General features: G+C 49.1%; 16 protein-coding genes. 6 read left to right on the top strand and 10 right to left on the bottom strand.

Going from position 1 to position 18,501, the window contains the following annotated elements; genetic code table 11:
• Nucleotides 1–138 precede the first annotated feature (138 nt).
• The 4 genes from U2F10_RS28055 to U2F10_RS28040 form a co-directional block, all read right to left on the bottom strand.
• On the bottom strand, nucleotides 139–1,245 hold the full coding sequence (locus tag U2F10_RS28055; RefSeq protein ID WP_499873932.1) for a DUF3326 domain-containing protein: 1,107 nt from the start codon (nucleotides 1,243–1,245) through the stop codon (nucleotides 139–141).
• A complete protein-coding gene (locus tag U2F10_RS28050; protein ID WP_499873930.1) occupies nucleotides 1,242–1,466 on the bottom strand; it encodes a DUF8621 family protein in 225 nt (74 codons plus the stop codon). The genes U2F10_RS28055 and U2F10_RS28050 overlap by 4 nt, the downstream gene beginning before the upstream one ends.
• 77 nt (nucleotides 1,467–1,543) lie before the next feature.
• Complete coding sequence (locus U2F10_RS28045) at nucleotides 1,544–1,864, bottom strand: 2Fe-2S iron-sulfur cluster-binding protein (protein WP_006517677.1); 321 nt, start codon at nucleotides 1,862–1,864, stop codon at nucleotides 1,544–1,546.
• Between the two features lie 86 nt (nucleotides 1,865–1,950).
• Nucleotides 1,951–2,133, bottom strand: coding sequence for a hypothetical protein (locus U2F10_RS28040; RefSeq protein WP_006517676.1), 183 nt, complete (start codon nucleotides 2,131–2,133; stop codon nucleotides 1,951–1,953).
• A 370-nt stretch (nucleotides 2,134–2,503) separates the two neighbouring features.
• On the opposite strand from U2F10_RS28040, the gene U2F10_RS28035 reads away from it, so the two are divergent.
• Nucleotides 2,504–3,058 carry a DUF2854 domain-containing protein gene (locus U2F10_RS28035; RefSeq protein WP_163663589.1) on the top strand — a complete coding sequence of 185 codons (555 nt, stop codon included), beginning with the start codon at nucleotides 2,504–2,506 and terminating at the stop codon, nucleotides 3,056–3,058.
• A 180-nt stretch (nucleotides 3,059–3,238) separates the two neighbouring features.
• Here the strand turns inward: U2F10_RS28035 and pgeF are convergent, their stop codons facing one another.
• Nucleotides 3,239–4,051, bottom strand: a complete 813-nt coding sequence (gene pgeF, locus U2F10_RS28030; protein ID WP_163663591.1) for a peptidoglycan editing factor PgeF — start codon at nucleotides 4,049–4,051, stop codon at nucleotides 3,239–3,241.
• Between the two features lie 30 nt (nucleotides 4,052–4,081).
• Nucleotides 4,082–5,746 carry a citramalate synthase gene (cimA, locus tag U2F10_RS28025; protein ID WP_163663593.1) on the bottom strand — a complete coding sequence of 555 codons (1,665 nt, stop codon included), beginning with the start codon at nucleotides 5,744–5,746 and terminating at the stop codon, nucleotides 4,082–4,084.
• A 505-nt stretch (nucleotides 5,747–6,251) separates the two neighbouring features.
• Between cimA and U2F10_RS28020 the strand changes: the two genes are divergently transcribed.
• The 4 genes from U2F10_RS28020 to U2F10_RS28005 all read left to right on the top strand — a co-directional run bounded on the left by U2F10_RS28020 (nucleotide 6,252) and on the right by U2F10_RS28005 (nucleotide 10,885).
• A complete protein-coding gene (locus U2F10_RS28020; RefSeq protein ID WP_163698772.1) occupies nucleotides 6,252–6,578 on the top strand; it encodes a 2Fe-2S iron-sulfur cluster-binding protein in 327 nt (108 codons plus the stop codon).
• Nucleotides 6,579–6,699: 121 nt separating this feature from the next.
• On the top strand, nucleotides 6,700–7,173 hold the full coding sequence (locus U2F10_RS28015; RefSeq protein WP_458789343.1) for a hypothetical protein: 474 nt from the start codon (nucleotides 6,700–6,702) through the stop codon (nucleotides 7,171–7,173).
• Nucleotides 7,174–7,379: 206 nt separating this feature from the next.
• Nucleotides 7,380–9,401 carry a glycine oxidase ThiO gene (gene thiO / locus U2F10_RS28010; protein ID WP_499873928.1) on the top strand — a complete coding sequence of 674 codons (2,022 nt, stop codon included), beginning with the start codon at nucleotides 7,380–7,382 and terminating at the stop codon, nucleotides 9,399–9,401.
• Nucleotides 9,402–9,499: 98 nt separating this feature from the next.
• Nucleotides 9,500–10,885 carry a pentapeptide repeat-containing protein gene (locus U2F10_RS28005; protein WP_499868232.1) on the top strand — a complete coding sequence of 462 codons (1,386 nt, stop codon included), beginning with the start codon at nucleotides 9,500–9,502 and terminating at the stop codon, nucleotides 10,883–10,885.
• 76 nt (nucleotides 10,886–10,961) lie between these two features.
• Here U2F10_RS28005 and U2F10_RS28000 read toward each other — a convergent pair whose 3' ends face one another.
• The 4 genes from U2F10_RS28000 to U2F10_RS27985 all read right to left on the bottom strand — a co-directional run bounded on the left by U2F10_RS28000 (nucleotide 10,962) and on the right by U2F10_RS27985 (nucleotide 16,795).
• Entirely contained in the window at nucleotides 10,962–12,644 is a 1,683-nt protein-coding gene (locus U2F10_RS28000) for a hypothetical protein (protein WP_499873927.1), read from the bottom strand.
• A 50-nt stretch (nucleotides 12,645–12,694) separates the two neighbouring features.
• On the bottom strand, nucleotides 12,695–13,159 hold the full coding sequence (locus U2F10_RS27995; protein ID WP_163663603.1) for a QcrA and Rieske domain-containing protein: 465 nt from the start codon (nucleotides 13,157–13,159) through the stop codon (nucleotides 12,695–12,697).
• 51 nt (nucleotides 13,160–13,210) lie between these two features.
• Nucleotides 13,211–14,893: a cytochrome c biogenesis protein gene (locus U2F10_RS27990; protein WP_499873926.1), complete on the bottom strand. Its 1,683-nt coding sequence runs from the start codon at nucleotides 14,891–14,893 to the stop codon at nucleotides 13,211–13,213.
• A gap of 90 nt (nucleotides 14,894–14,983) precedes the next feature.
• Entirely contained in the window at nucleotides 14,984–16,795 is a 1,812-nt protein-coding gene (locus U2F10_RS27985; protein WP_499873924.1) for a cytochrome c biogenesis ResB family protein, read from the bottom strand.
• A gap of 710 nt (nucleotides 16,796–17,505) precedes the next feature.
• Here U2F10_RS27985 and U2F10_RS27980 point away from each other — a divergent pair.
• Nucleotides 17,506–18,495: a globin family protein gene (locus tag U2F10_RS27980; RefSeq protein WP_163663610.1), complete on the top strand. Its 990-nt coding sequence runs from the start codon at nucleotides 17,506–17,508 to the stop codon at nucleotides 18,493–18,495.
• Nucleotides 18,496–18,501: the final 6 nt, after the last annotated feature.

The raw sequence follows: 18,501 nt of genomic DNA, 5'->3' as shown, positions 1-18,501 counted from the left end.
AAGCTAGTCTTCTAGGATAGTCAAGCAGGGGAGCAGAATAGCGCGTTTTCTTATTTATCTTAGGAATGTTGAAATAAACTTCATGGAAAACTAATGGATCAGGCCGTATGCAAGGGTAAGGGATTATGCATCATGGTCCTAACCAAGGTGGCCAACGCTATGTTTAGGATTTGACCAATGCTGCGATGGCTGAAGCAGCGGCTGTAGATGAGGAATATGGGGGCTTAATGCCGAGATATCGATACCCGCTCGCTGGGTTGCGATCGCACCCACGGCTTCCAAGTAAGACCCCACATTGACCACATTTAGATTTAAAGCGGCAGCATCAACTGCAAGGGTAGTGGGATTGTCTTTAACCGCAATAATTTGGGTAGCCGTGCCACTGAGACTCAGAGTAGCACTGCCCCCTAATGTACTGGCTGGAACAATCAGGACATCAACGTCGGGGGCGCTAATGCTGCGGGCGGTGGCCATGGTGCTGAACTGAGGCGCTTTGCTCAGTCCTGCCAGCACACAGGGTAAAAAAGTATAGCCAATTTCTTCAGCGGCAGACCGTGGAGAAATGCTCGGGTCAAGCGGCAGCGGCTGAAGGGCTGGGGCATGGGCACAGGGCACTTGAAACTCGCGTACCACCAGATGACTAATGACGGCTTCAGCGCCAGCGAGGGGATCGACACCCTGGCCCTGGCGATAGTCGGTGAGGGCATCGCTATCCATATCATCTGGAAAACGGGCAATGACAGCAATGGCGGTACAGCCCGATTGCAGCAAATGCTCGACCGCACGCAGCAGGCTATCAGGGCGTTCTAATGTGCCCCAAGTAGCTGCTGCTGCCTGTTTTAGCTGTACCCCCAAGGAAGCATCTGTAGTGACATATCCATGGATCTTGAGACCAAGGGTGGCACGAGCGGCATCGGCTGCTTGCAAATGTCGCCAACGCAGATCGTCTTCAATCTCCTGGTCTAGCACCAAGCCAATGGTATTTTGATGCACTGGCTGTAGGTGCCAGCGTCCAGCAGCAAACTGGTCGAGGCCATAGCCTTCAACATAGTAGGCATTGGGTAGGGGCCAGTAGAGCTGGGCCCCATTGAGCACATTGGGATGGGTAATCAGACGATCAGTGACGGTTGCGATCGCACGAGCAACGGGCAAGGCATCCCCTGCATAGCCACCAATCGCTGCCCCTACCCCCGTAGGAACAATCATCATAGTGGTATGGGGGCGGCCATTTTGAACAATGCTCATGCTTGATCCTTGGGCACCACTGTAACCACCGCTTCTATCTGGGCGGTTGTCTTTTCTACCGATGTGATTGCCCACCGCAGGGGTTTACCATAGGTGCGCAGTTGGCTTTCAATATGGTTACGAAGCGCGATACCCGTAGTCTGAAGCTCGACCGTCATCAAAACAAACTCTGTGGTCAGGAATGTGCTGCAATCTGATGAGTTATTGTCCAAATCCGTCATGCCCGTGTGTGGTGGACAGCACCGACTTTTATGTCCGACTTTTATGTCCGATGTTGACCTGCTTTAGCGCTATAGGGTTAATTTTGAAATTGGCCAAATTGGGATTGGTAAACTGCGTCTTCCTTTTCTGTTTCTAGCTTGATATTGGACGTGGGATACGCCACACATAATAAGGCATAGCCCTTATCTTGAAGTTCTTGGCTGACCCCCATACCATCTTCTTGAGATACGCTCCCCTCAGTGATCAACGCAGCGCATGTGGTGCAGACCCCTGCGCCACAGGAGGTGGGAAGATCTAGGCCAGCCGCTTGGGCCGCAGCTAAAATCGTTTCCTGTTCATCGACAGTGATGGTTTGAACAGTCCCTTGATGTTTGATTTCAACAGAATAGGTTGCCATGTGACCAGTGGATTAAATAAAAAAATTAAAAAGCGTATTGAATGATTAGCTTAAGGCAGAGGCTGCCATCAGATAAGTATGACAGCCTAACCTTGAGATTTTTCTTTGAAAACACGCTCAAATTCTTCTAGCAAATCATCCATTTCTTCTAAAGCCTGATTGACGTCGATCCGTAGTGTGCCTAGGTTAGGCTGCTCTAGTAGCTGCACCAAGGAATTTCGTTTAGCCCTGATTTGTTCAATCTGAGTTTTAAGCGTTTCTAGAGGCATAGTTATGTCTGATATCACCGTCTACCAACTCCAGAATAAGCAACTTTGGGTGCTTAATGCTATCAGGAGCTGGACCAGTCGTAGATGATGAATATACGGACAGACAGTCACTAGTATAGTCGTGAGTTCGTTTTGTATTTGCAGGAAATTTATCCTAGAACTTCCATGTTTACAAAGGCCCTGAGTATTGATTCCGTGCAGGTCGGATCTAATTTTTGAGCAGGGTTTAAAGGCAAATCCCTTTACTATGGGATTAGACAAGATTGGGATTAGGCAAGACTAGGTTTGCTATCACAAACCTGTGTCTAATTGCACGAAGCAAACATCATCATTCACCACTGACGTTCATTTTTGAATTTAAATCCTACATATGCTACGCAAAGTTCCCCTCGGTGGTGTTCTACTATCAATTGGCTCTATCCTGACCCTGGTGGGCTTTGTAGCCTACTTCAAAGATATGGCCACCTTAAATTTGGCGGGATTTTTCTATGGAATTCCACTGCTCTTGGGGGGAGCAGCGTTGCGGGCTGCTGAGTTAGAGCCGGTACCTTATACTCAACCAGCTAGCGATACCGTTGTTACACTGCGGGATAAAACGGCAACCCAAACGCAAAATCAGGTTCGTAAGGATGTCACTCGCTATCGTTACGGACAGGAAGCTCACCTAGATATTGCTTTAGAGCGATTAGGATTGAGCCCTAACGATAAGCAACGCCCTATTCTTAGTGGTTTGCGTGAAGAGCTGCGGGATGGTGCATATGCCCTAGTGCTGGAGTTTGATTCACCTTACATGGCCTTAGAAACTTGGCAGGAAAAGCATGAAAAAATCGAGAGATTCTTCGGGCCTAATATTCGGGCTGAAATTGAATCACTGCCTGAGGATCAGGTGGAGTTAGCGCTGGTTACGACAGCGGCGGCAGCCTAAGGCTCTTCCAGTGAATATTTCATGCACGTTAATGCATAGCTCGCGTCAGAGACTTAGGTGAATTAGCCGAGCGGCCAGAAGACTGTCTTAAAATTTAACCCCTAGCACCTAATACCTTTGATTATGTCACTAACCTGGAGACTGCCTATCAGGCAGAACTAGCCATTACCACAGTACTTACTACACACTGATAATGCCTGACCACTGTACTTGCTTAAGCTTAGTACGACGGTAGGAGAAAAAACGCTCGGGTTCTTGAAACGTGCAGTGGGGTGCAGTGGCTACCTGGTCCGATGCGAGGCCCATCTGTTCTAGCTGCATTTCGTTGATACGACGGACATCTAGACGCACATGACCGGGCTTGTTATCGGGTAATAGGGGTGGACTATCTACCGTTAATAGATGGGCAACGATGTCTGCTGGATTGGCAAATTGGTCCGCATCGACGACGCTGAGGCCCATTTGGGTGGCAACATCTTCTCCCACCTGGTAGACTTCACCTGCGATCGCAGGTCCCAGCAAAACACGCAAATCCTGGAGTTGCGAGCCTTGAGCCTGCAGCTTCGCAATGGCGGTGGGGACAATTTTCTGCGCAGTACCACGCCAGCCCGCATGGGCAGCGGCCACTTGCCCAGTACGTTCGTCCGCAATCAGTGCAGGCGTACAGTCTGCCGTGCAAACCCACGTGGCTTGACCCGCTTTACTACTAAAGCAACCATCTGCATGGGGACGCTCAATGTCCTCATCTGAGACCTGACTGCTACCACTGGCTACGAGGGTCTTAGTCCCGGTTCTGACGGCCTCTGGAGCAAGGACGACATTGCCATGGACTTGTTTTGTTCTGAGTACCTCGGCATTCTTGCTCAACGCTGACGTGAGAACTTCAGGGAGTTGGGGCGCAAATGCCGAAGTGAAGAAGCCATGGGGTTGGGCAATCAGATCGCAGGTTAAATAGGGCTGACCTTGCCAGGTCTGCCAGGTCCAATTGTGCATGGGAGAGAACGGGGTAAAAGGTGAGTAGGGTCAAGATTGACACGCTACCAGCTTAGCCTTTACTTCCGATCTCAACTTGAGCAAGCCATATTCCAAACCTTCAACGACCGCCTTATAGGACGCCTCCAAAATGTTGGGAGAAAGTCCTACGGTGGTCCAACGATGTTCGCCATCCCCAAATTCCACCAGCACGCGGGTCTTCGCAGCAGTACCTGAAGCACTGTCTAGAATGCGCACCTTGTAGTCGGTCAAGTAAAATCTCTCTAACTCTGGATAAAAGCGTTCTAATGCCTTGCGGAGAGCATGGTCTAGAGCCTCTACAGGGCCATTTCCTTCAGCTGCGTGGAGTAAGATTTTGCCATCCACAGACACCTTGACGGTGGCCAAAGAAGAGCTGCCCGCTGGGTCCTCAGGGGAACAATTCACGCCGCTGCCAGCGTAGGGCATCCGCTCGCAATGCACCTGAAATCCATACACATCAAACATTTTGGGCCGTTGCCCCAAGGCCTCTCGCATCAATAATTCAAAACTAGCCTCCGCAGCTTCAAACTGATAGCCCTCGTCTTCTAAGGACTTTAGCCGATGCAGTAGCTGCCGCGAGGTGGGACTGGTGCGATCTAGTTTGAGACCAAAGCTGCGGGCTTTAGCCATGACATTGCTTAACCCTGCCTGATCAGAAATTACAATGCGGCGCAGATTACCCACAGCAGTCGGTTCAATATGCTCGTAGGTTTTGGGATTTCGTTCTACAGCGCTGACATGAATACCGCCTTTGTGAGCAAAAGCTGACAGCCCCACATAAGGAGCATGCTCATTTGGCGCTAAATTGACTATTTCACTCACATATCGGCTGGTTTCCGCCAGAGTCGCCAACTTTTCTGCCGGTAGACAGTTGTAGCCAAGCTTCAGCTGAAGATTGGGAATTAATGAACATAGATTGGCATTACCGCATCGTTCGCCATAGCCGTTGATGGTGCCTTGAACCATGGTGACCCCTTCTAGGGCAGCTGTCAGAGAGTTAGCAACGGCCAGATCGCCATCGTTATGGGTATGGATACCTAACTGAGGAGGATTTTTCAAATTCAACGTGGCCAACCACTGACCAACTGTGCGTACAATCTCCGTGATCTGATGGGGTAACATGCCGCCGTTGGTGTCGCATAGCACCAACCACTCCGCACCAGCCCGAAGCGCAGCTTCCAAGGTTTGGACTGCATATGTAGGATTGCTTACATAACCATCAAACCAGTGCTCAGCATCGTAGATGACCCGTCGTCCTTGCCGTCTTAAATAGGCAATGGAGTCGTAGATCATGGATAGATTTTCATTCAACTCCGTCTTTAACCCCTCGGTAACGTGGAGATCCCAAGACTTACCAAACAGGGTTAACCAGTTAGTTCTTGCTGCTAAAGCTGCTGCTAAGGTGACATCCTCTGTCACTGGCATATGGGGGCGGCGAGTCGAGCAAAAAGCAACGACTTCAGCCTGACGCAATGGGTGCTGCTGGAGCTGAGAAAAAAACTGCCCATCTTTCGGATTCGCTCCTGGCCATCCCCCCTCGATAAAGGGAATCCCCAGATCGTCTAAGCGGCGAGCAATATTCAATTTATCTTCAACCGAAAGGGACAACCCCTCGCGCTGCGCACCATCCCGCAGAGTAGTGTCGTAAATCCAAAGCTGAGTGTTTTGAGACATAGCAACAGAGAACACAATGTAGTGAATGAAGCCTAGAAATAGTAGATGTAGAGGATGCTTCCTGTGATATTTGCTGAGTGTCGAATTCTGAACTTTATTTGATTTTTATTTTTTAGATACGTGGCAATTTAAAGACCCTGTGTACCGAGTTTAGACCTTTGATGAAGATATTCACAACCCAAAATGGGAAATGAACGGATGAGGATCAATCCTCTTAACCACAAGTGTTTGGCAGCATTTTATACTCTTTGTGACAGGCTATTTTTTGAGTCGTTTAAGTCATATCATCTCACTACTTTTATGAAGGCCATGGAAAAGCTGCGAAAACTTCAGGTTATGGCTTAATTCACTGATAAATATTTAGTGATATTTGCAATGTTTCTAAATCAAAACGCCTAAGTGTTTTACACATCTAAACTGTTATTTATCAAACTATCTACACAGACTTGAATTTGCCACATAAGAAACTGGAATGTAGTTTGAAATGCTTAACACAATGATTCCCATGCCAAACGTGACTGCTCAAGGACAAACCTTTGAATGTGAAACGGGTGCCAATCTCAGACGTGTGCTTTTAGATAACGACATTGCTCTATACAATGGCAGCGCTAATTTGATTAACTGCCGTGGTATCGGTAGCTGTGGAACCTGTGCTGTGATGATCGAGGGTGAGGTATCAGCGGCAAATTGGAAGGATCGGGGTCGACGGTCACTACCGCCCCATACCCCTGAGCGTCCCCTGCGCTTAGCCTGCCAAACCACTGTACTGGGGGATATTACAGTGACTAAATACGATCAGTTTTGGGGACAGGGACAAACGTTAGTGTGGTGAGGCGTTAAAGTTTAGACCCAAAGTTGTTAGAGTTAATGTCTGAATTCCTGCAAATAGTGGCTCCATTTTTCAAGAACTGGGTAATGATAAAAGGCGGTGGTAGTAAGGAGGGGATAGGCGTATGAATAAGTTTATCTTGGGTGGTATTCTGGCGGCGATTTCACTGATGGCCATCTACGGCACCAGTGCGTCTAACCAAGTAGCATCTTGGGTGGACCAAACCGATGATGACCCGTCTTCCCAAACTAATTTTGAGGCGGCTGACGATGCCACCAGTGGCACCGTAGTAGCACTGAATGGAGATGATGCGAATGGTAATTCCATTGGAATTATTAGTAGTCGAACACCGTTAGAAAAGGCAGGGGAGATTCCTCAACGTCAAGTTGTCGGTGTGCAAAGTGCTCCGGCCTTTGGTATCAATGCTCAAACCAACAATGCTGGGGATGATACCGATGGCGTTGTTGTTGAGCCCAACCCCACGGCTGGAGAGACGGCTCAAACTACACCGCAAACACCCCCTGCAAATCAGGGACAAGCGCAGCCGCAACCCACCAATCAGAACCAAAATCAGCCACCTGTTAGGGCGCTTTGGTAGGGTAGACTGATGCGCTTGTTGTGTTTCAGGATGTAACTCATCTTCGAGGCAGGACAATCTGTTAAGGTCTGTTCTGCGCCTAGATATTACAGACAATGTCTTCCTAAAATTGGCACCGTCGTTAAGACTTACTGGGCGGCTATTGCTTGCAAGCATTGTTTATTCTTGCAAACATTGTTTATTGAAGAGGTGGTTGATAAAAACCTATGGGTCAGGCAGATGTGCTGGTGATTGGTGGCGGGATTGTTGGGCTTGCGATCGCAACCGAACTTCGCCAGCAAGGGGCTACCGTTACCGTACTCAGTCGTGATTTTAATGCGGCTGCGGGACACGCGGCTGCAGGCATGTTAGCTCCGAGTGCTGAAGGCTTAACAGGGGCTCTGTTGGATCTGAGCCAGCGAAGTCTTGCCCTCTATGCCAGCTGGAGTCGTAAGTTAGAGGAACTGACGGGTCAAGATACCGGCTTTTGGCCCTGTGGGATTCTCACCCCTGTGTTCTCTTTAGAGCATGCTTCACCAGGTTTACTCAGCCAGACCGCTATTCATAGCTATCAGCCCCACCTTAACCCCAATGTTCAGGGGGGTTACTGGTACCCCGAAGAGGGGCAGGTCGATACTCGCGCCCTGCTTCAGGCCCTGCGCATTGGAGCCCAAGAACTGGGAGTGGACATCCAAGAAGGGGTGAGTGCTGAGGCGTTTTTGCAACATAATCAGCAGGTCACTGGGGTACTGACATCCAATGGTCAGCAGCAGGCGGGGCATTACGTTTTGGCGGCTGGTGCTTGGTCCAGTGAGCTATTGCCCATTCCCATAATCCCCCGTAAGGGACAAATGGCCGCTCTAGGCACACCGCCCAATTTTCCCCATCGCCTCAATCGAGTTTTGTATGGGGAGCATATCTACATAGTGCCGCGCAAAGATGGACGGATTGTGCTGGGGGCAACCAATGAGGATGTTGGATTTACCCCCCATAATACGCCTGCTGGTGTGGCACAGTTGCTCAACGAGGCAGTACGGCTATATCCGTCATTGGCTGATTGTCCCTTACAAGACTGTTGGTGGGGATATCGCCCTACAACACCTGACGAAGCACCTATTTTGGGACCTAGTCAATGCCATAATCTGACCTTGGCAACGGGGCATCACCGGAATGGTGTGCTGCTGACGCCAATTACTGCCAAGCTGATTGTTGAATCGATTCAAGGTCAGCCTGATCCGCTGTTGGCAACGTTCCATTGGGAACGGTTTATGGGGGCAGCGAAGCAGGGTATTGCCGATGCTGCGGGGATGGTGGGCGGCGGCCATCCTACCGATTCAAAAAATTCTACTGCCGCCCCTAATTCCGAGTCGTTGGGTTGCACCCGTTCAACCCAACCTACGTTTTTTTCGATTCCTACAAAAATGCAAACTCTTTCTGCTCCTCCGATTACGACTGATGATGATGCTCTTGTTATTGCCGGACGGTCTTTCTCGTCACGGTTGATGACGGGTACGGGTAAATTTGACAATTTTGATACGATGCGGGCTAGTCTGGCCGCTAGCGGTAGCCAAATTGTGACGGTGGCTGTACGTCGGGTGCAGACCAATGCTCCTGGCCATGAAGGTCTGGCTCAAGCAATTGACTGGCAGAAGGTTTGGATGTTGCCCAATACGGCTGGATGTACCAGTGCCGATGAGGCGATTCGGGTGGCTCGTTTAGGCAGAGAGATGGCAAAGCTGTTGGGGCAGGAAGACAACAACTTTGTGAAATTAGAGGTGATTCCAGATTCAAAATATTTGTTGCCTGATCCCATTGGCACACTACAGGCGGCGGAACAACTTGTAAAAGAAGGGTTTGCTGTACTGCCCTATATCAATGCCGATCCGATTTTGGCCAAGCATCTTGAGGAAGCTGGGTGTGCAACAGTGATGCCGCTGGGCTCTCCCATTGGGTCAGGTCAGGGGGTGCGCAACGCGGCTAACATTGGCATTATTGTTGAGCAAGCCACCATACCGGTGGTGGTAGACGCAGGAATTGGTAGCCCCAGTGAAGCTGCCGAATCTATGGAGATGGGGGCGGATGCGTTGTTGATTAACACTGCGATCGCAAAAGCTCAAGACCCTGTGAAAATGGGTCGAGCCATGGGATTGGCGACTGAGGCAGGACGCTTCGCCTATTTAGCCGGTCGTATTCCAGTGAAAGCCTATGCAAGTGCTAGTTCTCCTCTCACAGGGACAATCACGGGCTAATTAATCTGGCTAATTAATCTATATTCATAGAAATTGGCATTCAATCGGTAGTATCAACTATATTCGATTATTCACCGAATATAGTTGAGGTATTTACCATGGGGCTTGTGCAGTTGATGCCACGTCTAGGGATTATTGTTCCTTTTGCTTTGCTTCTAGGTCTGAGTGCAACAAGTAGGGCACAGACCGAAGAACTCAGCTTAGACGAACTGTACAGGCTTTGCAGCAGTTTTCCTTTTAATTCTCGTTGTGAGGGGTTTGAAGCACCGATACCCCTGAATGATCGAGATGGCACCCAGGTGAACTGTGGTTTAGATTTATCTCAGGTTGATGCTTCTGGTGATTGTCGACTATTGATTGAAGACAATATCCTCGTCGTGTATGCAGAAGAGGGTGATCCCATTGAGCCTCTGGATAACCAAAAAGGGAGTCGAGAGATTCGCATCCCCTTTGATCAGATTTTTTCCACAGCCTTACGTATTTGGGATAGAGAAATCGATGCCACTGCATTTTTCGTAGGTGGCCAACTCTATATTCAACGCAACGAGGCAGAATATGGTGGCTTTGAGCGCGACTATGTGCCAGGGGATAGCGATGAACGAGAAGGGCGTGGCAAAGAAGATTTTGCTGAAGTTGCCATTGGCTTTATTGAGTCTCCAGAGACCGATGGACACCGCAGCAATATTTTGCGTGTGACGTCGACAGAAGAGTTTGGTGCTTACTTGTTAGAGCAGCTAGGCCGTGGAGATATTGGCGCTATAACAACGACACTAACCACACCCAATTTTTCTGTTGAAGATGCACGGCAACAGCTAATGGAGACCAATGCCTGCATTCGTTGTGATCTTAGCGGGGTCGATTTGAGTGAATTAGATCTGGATAAGGCTAATTTGGAAGGGGCTGTGCTTGCTGGTGCGAATCTATCAGGCGCTGATTTTTCGGAAGCCTATCTGGTGGGTGCCGATTTGAGTGGAGCCAACCTGACGGAAACGGACTTTAGTCGGGCAAAGCTAGGCTTAGCAAATTTATCAGCCGCCACCATGGATGCTGTTGATTTACATGCCGCCAGTTTGCCCTTAGCGAATTTACAGGATGCCAAGATGCCGAATGCTGAGCTGGGTGGTGCCCATTTGGCAGGGGCTAACCTGATCAACGTAGACCTGAGTAACGCCGATCTAACAGAATTCACCTCCACAGGATTTATTCCCTTTTTAGGACTTCAGCGATTTCGCCTCTATGCCAATTTACGAGGTGCTGATCTCACTAACAGTACCCTTTCCATGGCTGACTTTGATGATGCCGTTTTAGCTGATGCCCAACTAGTGGGTGCAAACTTAACTGACGCAAATCTCAATGATGTTGCTCTGCGAGGTGCTGATCTGACGGGGGCTACTGTTGCTGAAGATATTCTCGCTGAGGCAAGACTGTGTGGTGCAACAATGCCCAGTGGAGACGTGTTTACTGAAGGATGTGAAGATGAGTAATGTCAGTTTTAAAGTGCTTGATTTTGCATTTTGCATTACGGCGATCTTTTGTAAATGAAGACGATTACATGATCGGTCACCCCTGAATTTGAAGTATACAATCTGCTGAAAGCAGCGTTTTACCTTGATCACTGACTACGGTACAGGCAGGTGTGAGTTGCTGTAAGGCAGAGGGTTGTTGCTGTAGCAGTTCTATGGCTGATGATAGCTCTGCGTCAAACTGTCGTAGCCACTGGCGTGGCATATTATCGGCATTAAACGAGTTCTCATCGATCAGCCAAAAATCAATACCGTAGTCAGTAATAACTGAGTGGAGTTTGGATAGGTCTGGGCTATATTGGGCGGCCATCAAGTCTAAAATACGAGATCGAATTTGGCTGTAATAGCCTTGGTGGTAGGCCAAACTATGCCCTGGGCTGACAAGCACTGAACGACCTGTAAAGGCTGGAATATTCTCAGCTTCCTTCGCTAAAGAAGCGATCCGAATATCGCGGGGCTGTTGTTGTAAATACCCATAGAGTGCGGTGCGATTCGAGTTCACATACACCACATTTAGAAAACTGTTGAGTAAACCCGGATAACCTACGGTAATTACAGTAAAGCCAATTACCAAGCTGAGAGCGACTCCCTGCCGCCATAAATGAGACTGATGCAAACGTCGGAGAGCTGCGTCTAATAGCGTCACTAATACTATGGCGGCGGCTAGAGAGAAAATGATTTTAATGCTGTGGCGGCTGTAGCGGCTAGGTAAGTGCAGACGAAATAAGAGGGCGTGGGAGGCGAAAAACATGATGACTGAGGCAAGCCATAGCTGATGAAGGATGGCACCGTTGCGGGTGATTGTTTTTAGCAGGGGCAGCCGCAGTCGATAGAGCAGGGGCAACAATAATGCAGCGCAAATGGTGACAGGAACAACGGGCGGTAGCAGACCGCTGCGGGCGGCAAATAACCAGTATCTCAGCGGGTTGTTATAGAAAAAGGCGTTACGACTACCGGGTTGAAACTCCGCCATGCCCCTGGCTTGTTCTAGGGTGACCACAGGGCCATAGGGTGAGGTGCCAATGGCGTAGGGTAACAATACAAGACTAGCCACTGCCAGACCTACAGCCAAAAACTTCCAAGCATCCGGTTTTCGTGGCGGCCAGATCACCTGTAGCCCTAACAGCGTCAGTGAGACAAACACAGTCTGGGGGTAAAACAATCCCTGGAGACCGAGCACTATTACACAGGGGATAAGTTGTCGCCGCACGACATACAGTAAAAAGGCCAAAATCAACAAAATGTTGAAGGCCTTAGGGGTGGCGGAGGCTAGTTCATCCCACATCCACAGGGATTGATTGAGAATAATTGTGCTGGTAAACGCGACTAGCGGCACAGGGATAATGGCGATGGCCAGGTAAAAGGCATAGGCTGTGCCGATGACGCCCAAAACGGGAGGCAGCAGTTTACTCAATAGAAATGGATGCAGTCCTACTTTTGCACCCAGCCAATAGAGAGCCTTATAACCACCGGGAGCGACTGATTGAAAATAGTCGGCAATAATATCGTCTGGGAATAGGCCAGGATCAACATAACGCAGCATCCAAAATAGGTGCTGCCGACCGTCGTCTGCAATGGTGTACGGCCCCGCAAAGGCAATTCGCCAGAACAAAATGCCATAAATTATGGCAATAATCAGGCTCGCTGCTAACCAGATACGTTGATTTTGGGGGGTGGAACGGAGGCCGTGTTGATTGATCCAGGCCGCAATAGTCTTCAAGGTATCACCAGAAAATCGGTCAGGCCCATCTTACTAGTGTTGCGCCCAGCTTAGGTGGCTTTCACCAGGACCAAATCGCCATCGATAATCGCCTCATAGGAGGCTAAGGGGTCGGTAGCAGGACCGGTGGCCACGCTGCCATCAGTGTTGAACTTTGAGCCATGGCAGGGACAGGCAAATGCGTCATCTTTCCACTCGACGCTACAGCCCTGGTGAGTGCACATGGAGTTAAGAGCGATGACGCTATCGGCAGCGGCTGGATCGCGAATGACAATCACAGGGCCAGCAATAAAGCCTTTTTTGGCTAGATAACCATCGCTGTCTAAATCGGTGACGGTACCGAGAGCGGCAAATCCATCTTCTCTCGGTGTTTCATCGATCGTGGCAGCTGGAGCATCATCAGGTTCTGGGGCTTCAGAGGTAGTTTCTGTGGGATTGCAGGCTGCGATCGCAATCGGCAAAGATGTAGCCAACAATCCCAACCCAAACAGGTTGCCAAACTCACGACGTTTCATATAAAGTCCTCTCTCTTTATGTTCTTGAAAGCCGGACCCTTTACCTGTCGATTAGGTACGGGTCTCGGCTGCCTGCATGCCACCCAGCCAACCTTGATGACGAATGGCAGTGATTAGCACAAACAGTAAATCTAAACCGACGACTCCAGCAATCATCAGCTCAGAACCACCGGTGCCAAAACCATAGCTGTGTAGCCCAGTCCCCAAAACAAAGTTGACGCCATACCAAGCCATCAGTACGGCATTAAAGGCCACCACGCTGGCCACGCTAATGCCAAAATTGCCAATCCAACCGACTAGACGACCGTGAAGTGGTATCAGGTAGCAAAGCAATGCAATCAGTGCCCAGGTTTCCTTAGGGTCCCAGCCCCAGAAGCGCCCCCAGGAGAAGTGGGCCCAAATACCGCCAAGAATAATGCCAGCGGTCAGCAGTAGCACACCCACTTGCAGCACCCGGTAGTTGAGCTGAGACAGCAATTTAATGCGTGACTTGGCATCGGGGGTAAACAGATAGCTGCCCAGGGCTACGTGACCTAACCCTAAGGCCAGAGCAAAGCTGGCATAGCTGAGAGCAATGGTGGGAACGTGAATACTCAGCCAGAAGTTATCCCGCAGTACCGGCACCAGTGGTGAAATGCTGGGGTCCAGCACAGCGGGTAGGCTATCGGCCAAAATTAAGCACACCACTGACAGGGGAGCCGCTGCTAGCAAATAGTATTTAGAACGATGCAAAAGCTCGAACATGAGGGCAATAGCTGCAATGCCAAACCCTACCCAAACCACTGATTCATACATATTGGTTACAGGAGGGCGACCGGCAATCTGCATCCGAAGCCAAAAGCCAAAGCTTTGCACAGCGACACCGGCCACAAAGGTGCCAATGGCAGTCCAGTACAGATTAAAGGGCTGTACCCACAGGGCCACAAGCATTAAGACAAAAGCAATGCCGTAGAGCTGCCAGGCCTTGGCAAAGGGATGGAAGTGATTGAAAAATACCTCGCGGCGCATGCCCCCATCTGCGGGATAAACGTCAGGACTAAGGGAGGCCAGCCCAGCTTTGAGAGACTGGGTCATGGGAGCAAGCATGGGCAGATGATCGGTACCCGACAAAATTGTCTGCTTAATAATGGCGAAGTTGGCTAGCAGTGGAGCCACAGATTCTGCATCGTAAAGGGTTTGAGCCTCGTTGATGCCCACCCATTTGCCTTTTATATCACTGGGGTGAGGGACGATTGCGATCGCATCATCGTTCACCATGCTCAGCATTAGTTGCAACCGGTCCTCGATGGTCAGGGCTTCCCGTTCGTCGCGAGTCAAATCCTCTTCATCAATCTGCTTACGATGGGCCGCTCTAACCACATCTCCCAACGGTTGGTTGCGCATCAGCGTCTCAAAAGAGAAATGCTTCTGCTCCACATCCAGCCCCGCTAGCTCCTTTAAGGGACGATAGCTGACCAACACAAACGGCTCTTCGTTCCAGTTGCGATTGTTAAGCCAAAGAGACATAAAAGTTTCCATGGCACTTTCCTGAACGCCATCGTGTTTATAGGTCGTTGCCCCATGAATCTTAGCAACGGTCTCCTGCGCAACGGTATCCAGTGGCTTTTTGCGTCCACCCTGCTGCACAGTCATGGTTTGTAGGCTATCCAGGGCGGACGGCTGAAACTGACTGATGGGCAGAACAATCAGCAATAGCCCAAGGCATAAACCAATCGCAAATTTAAGAAGTTTCATGGGATGTGACTTATGAATGCGGATACTCGAATCACAGGGACTTAAGTCCCTATTTTGATACAGATAGGATGATGCAGATAACTATTTCCTCTATGTAGCGGTTTTGCCTGCACCATTAGAGAAAACGTTAAAAATGGGAATCTGTTTGGTACCAACATCTTGGTTATCTTCAGCAGCCCCTAAGATGTCACCCACAAATTTCAGCTTTTTAGCCACAGCTCGACCGTAGAACATGATGGCTACGCCCAGGGTCACCATGAGTGAACCCAGCCAAGTCAGGCCTGTCACCCACCAGGGTTCACGCTTAACCTGCAACGTAGACTGGGCTAAATCACCCGGATTCCACGATGCCTGAGCAACTTTCCACCCCTTAAACCACGTAGGATGATTCATCCACACTCGACGTTCTGTCAATTCACCGGTTTGTGGCTCCATCAGTGTAACCAGACTTGTCCACATGGCCACAGACTCGCTCCCCTCATTGCGCTCCACGATAAAGTCATTGAGTTTAAGGGCAAAGGGTAGCTGCATCAGCTTGGGGCTGAAGGCTACGTACAAGTCGCCTGCCTGGGTTGTAATCGTGGTTGGCTCACCCCATGGCACCCAAGCTGTCTGGCCATTTGCAGTTGCAACCTGCAAAGCGGGTTCCCCACCTTCGGAACCTTCTGGTAAAGGCACAATATCTCGCTCAATTCGTGCCTGTGGCACATAATCTTCAAGGGTGATTTCAAAATCTGCCCAGCCGGGTGTCACTGCTTCGCCTAAACCAAGAGGACCAGATTTAAAGCCTTTAGATGACTTGGCCGCATAATGCAGTTCACCTTTTTTATCTACAACGACTTTAAAGAAGGCATCCGGTTGCGCATTAGCTGAAATTTCGTAGTTGATATCCACAGCCAAAGGGGTGTCTCCGGACAACTGTGCACGAATGGGTTCGAACGCTGGGTTGCCAAAGATAAACCAACGCTCAGTTGCATCACCCATCGATAGCTCCAATTGCACAGCTGGATTTCGCAGCTGCTGCGTTACAGTTTCTGGCTTGCCATCACCATCAAGGCGAAAATCAGGCCAAAAATCTTTGATGGCGAGTTCAACATCCCTCAGCATGATGGCTTGATTCACACTAGATTTCACATCTACTGTTTGAGTCATGTCTGGGAGATTAAGAGTCAATGTGCCCCAGACAGCATTACTGCCTGGAGAAGGCATGGTTAACGCTTGCTGCAGCTCCTGACCAGAGTGCACCTGGATGATTTGTAATTCAGCAGGCCCGATATCCATGCGATCATAGGACGCCGGAGCAACCGCTAGCCAACGCTCCAGGGTTTGACCCATGCGATCGCTACTGAGAGACAGTCTTACAGCTGGATTGTCAATGGTTGCGCCATCTGTAAAGTGAGCCGTCTTAATGGCGTGATTGGTATAGCCCAGTAGAGATAAATCTCCTAGGTGACTGGGAACAACACTGCCATTGTCCTTAATGAATAAGGATGCCTGCTGTGTCTCTTGACCAAGGGCGGCAACTTCCAACAGGTCACCCTCCACCCGCAAGGTACTAACAGGACCACCGTCTGTACGTGCCAACAGCATGCCTTCAACACTTAAATGAATAACCGCCGCTGACCCAGCGATAATCACCACCAAACCCCAGTGAGCAATGGCAAAGCCAACTTTACGAGCCCCCTTCCAGGGATAACGGAGTAATGTGGAAAGACTTAGATTCACGGCTAACAGAAACATTAGAGCCCCAAACCATGGACTCTTATAAATCTCTTGCTGAACAACAGCTGACCCTACCTCTGACTCATAAAATGTTGCACCGATAAGAACAGAGCCAATAATCACCAACAAGGGAACAGCTAGTCTAATCGAACCTATAAATTGAACCACGGCAGAGGTCATAAGCGAGGAATTACCAGATTACTCACATTGCTGGGTTGTCGATAAAACAACAACATTTGACAATCTTCACCGTGATTTGATGTCTTGTTTGTATACATGGGCACAGAAAATCTCTGTTTCTTATCATCGCGACCGATATTATTCAAAAAACGAATCGATCTATGTCGATAAACGCAAATGAACACTTATTTTCGTAATTATTTAGAACTCAAAAAACATATGTGAGTGGAGATGAATAGAAGTGTGAAAGCTTCTTAAATAAAGAATTTTGGCAGTTTTGGTTTAAATGAAAAAATGTTGTCTTCCAAAATTATTTTCCAAAAGCAAGATGGATTCAATTTTTGCAAATATCAGATGCGTTAAAGGGATTTAGCTGTCATTTTGGTATCTGAAGCCACAAAAAAATAGTTGTGATCGCAATACGGTGATAGTCAAATACGCAGATACCGATCCATAGACATAAAGCTTTGTTACTGCCGAAGCTGGTCTCAGGCATTTGGTTTCATGACGCTGTATTTGTCTTTGATTGCCTTGGGTGCTCTGAAAAGGCATCTGTGGAATCGAGCCCCACAATCATCACTTAGCTTGTTTCAGTGCATTTAGTTGATTTGTTGGAATGCTTTGTGCTTTCCAAGCATCTCTGCATGGCATTTTTTGGTTCCTTGAAACAATGCTTGTGACGAAAACTTGTTGAAGTGAGACTAACAGGAATGTCCTTAAACGTTGAGTTGTTAGAGCAGAGTTTCGAACTTGTGAAGCCCAAAGCCGATGAGTTTATAGGTAGCTTCTATAACAACCTTTTTACAGACTATCCAGCAGCTCAGCCATTGTTTGAGCATTCAGATATGGCTAAGCAGCAACAGATGCTTAAAGGTGCTCTGGTGATGGTTATTGAAAATCTCAGGAAGCCGGAGGTTCTGAGTAATGCGCTTAAGGGCTTGGGTGCTCGTCATGTCAAGTATGGTGCTTTGCCAGAGCACTATCCGCTGGTGGGCAACAGTTTGTTGAAAACCCTTGAACAATATGCCGGTGACGCGTGGACATCGGATCTCAAAGAAGCTTGGGCCGGTGCGTATGGAGCGATTACTGAGCTAATGCTTGAAGGAGCTGATTATACACAGGAAGAAGTGGCATTAGAAAGTGCGCCTGCCGAAGAGGGTGGTCTTAATGTAGAGCTGCTCGAACAAAGCTTTGCGTTGGTTGCTCCTAAGGCCGATGACTTAGTATCGACATTTTACGAGCATCTGTTTACCGATTATCCAGATGCTCGCCCCTTATTTGAGCACACGGATATGGCCAAGCAGAAGCAGATGCTTAAGGGTGGTCTGGTGATGGTGGTTGAAAACCTACGTAAGCCAGATGTTTTGAGCAAAGCCTTAAAGGGCTTAGGGGCACGTCATGTTAAGTATGGTGCTCTGCCTGCTCACTATCCTTTGGTGGGGAATAGTTTGCTGAAGACTCTGGAGCAATATGCAGGTGATGCCTGGACATCTGATGTCAAGGATGCTTGGGTTGGTGCATACGGTGCCATCACTGAGCTGATGCTTGAAGGAGCTGACTACGATCAGCAGGATATTCAGTTGGAATCTGTAGCAGCTGTGCCAACTGAGGTGCCAGAAGGTATTGGTGCGGGAACAACGGCGGGCATTATCGGCGGCGGTGCGGCGGCCCTCGTCATTCTACTGATGGTGTTGCTTTAATGGTGG

It is taken from the genome of Leptothoe sp. EHU-05/26/07-4, assembly GCF_043421015.1.
GTDB lineage: Bacteria > Cyanobacteriota > Cyanobacteriia > Phormidesmidales > Phormidesmidaceae > Leptothoe > Leptothoe turfae.
This window is presented reverse-complemented; position numbering and strand designations above follow the sequence as displayed.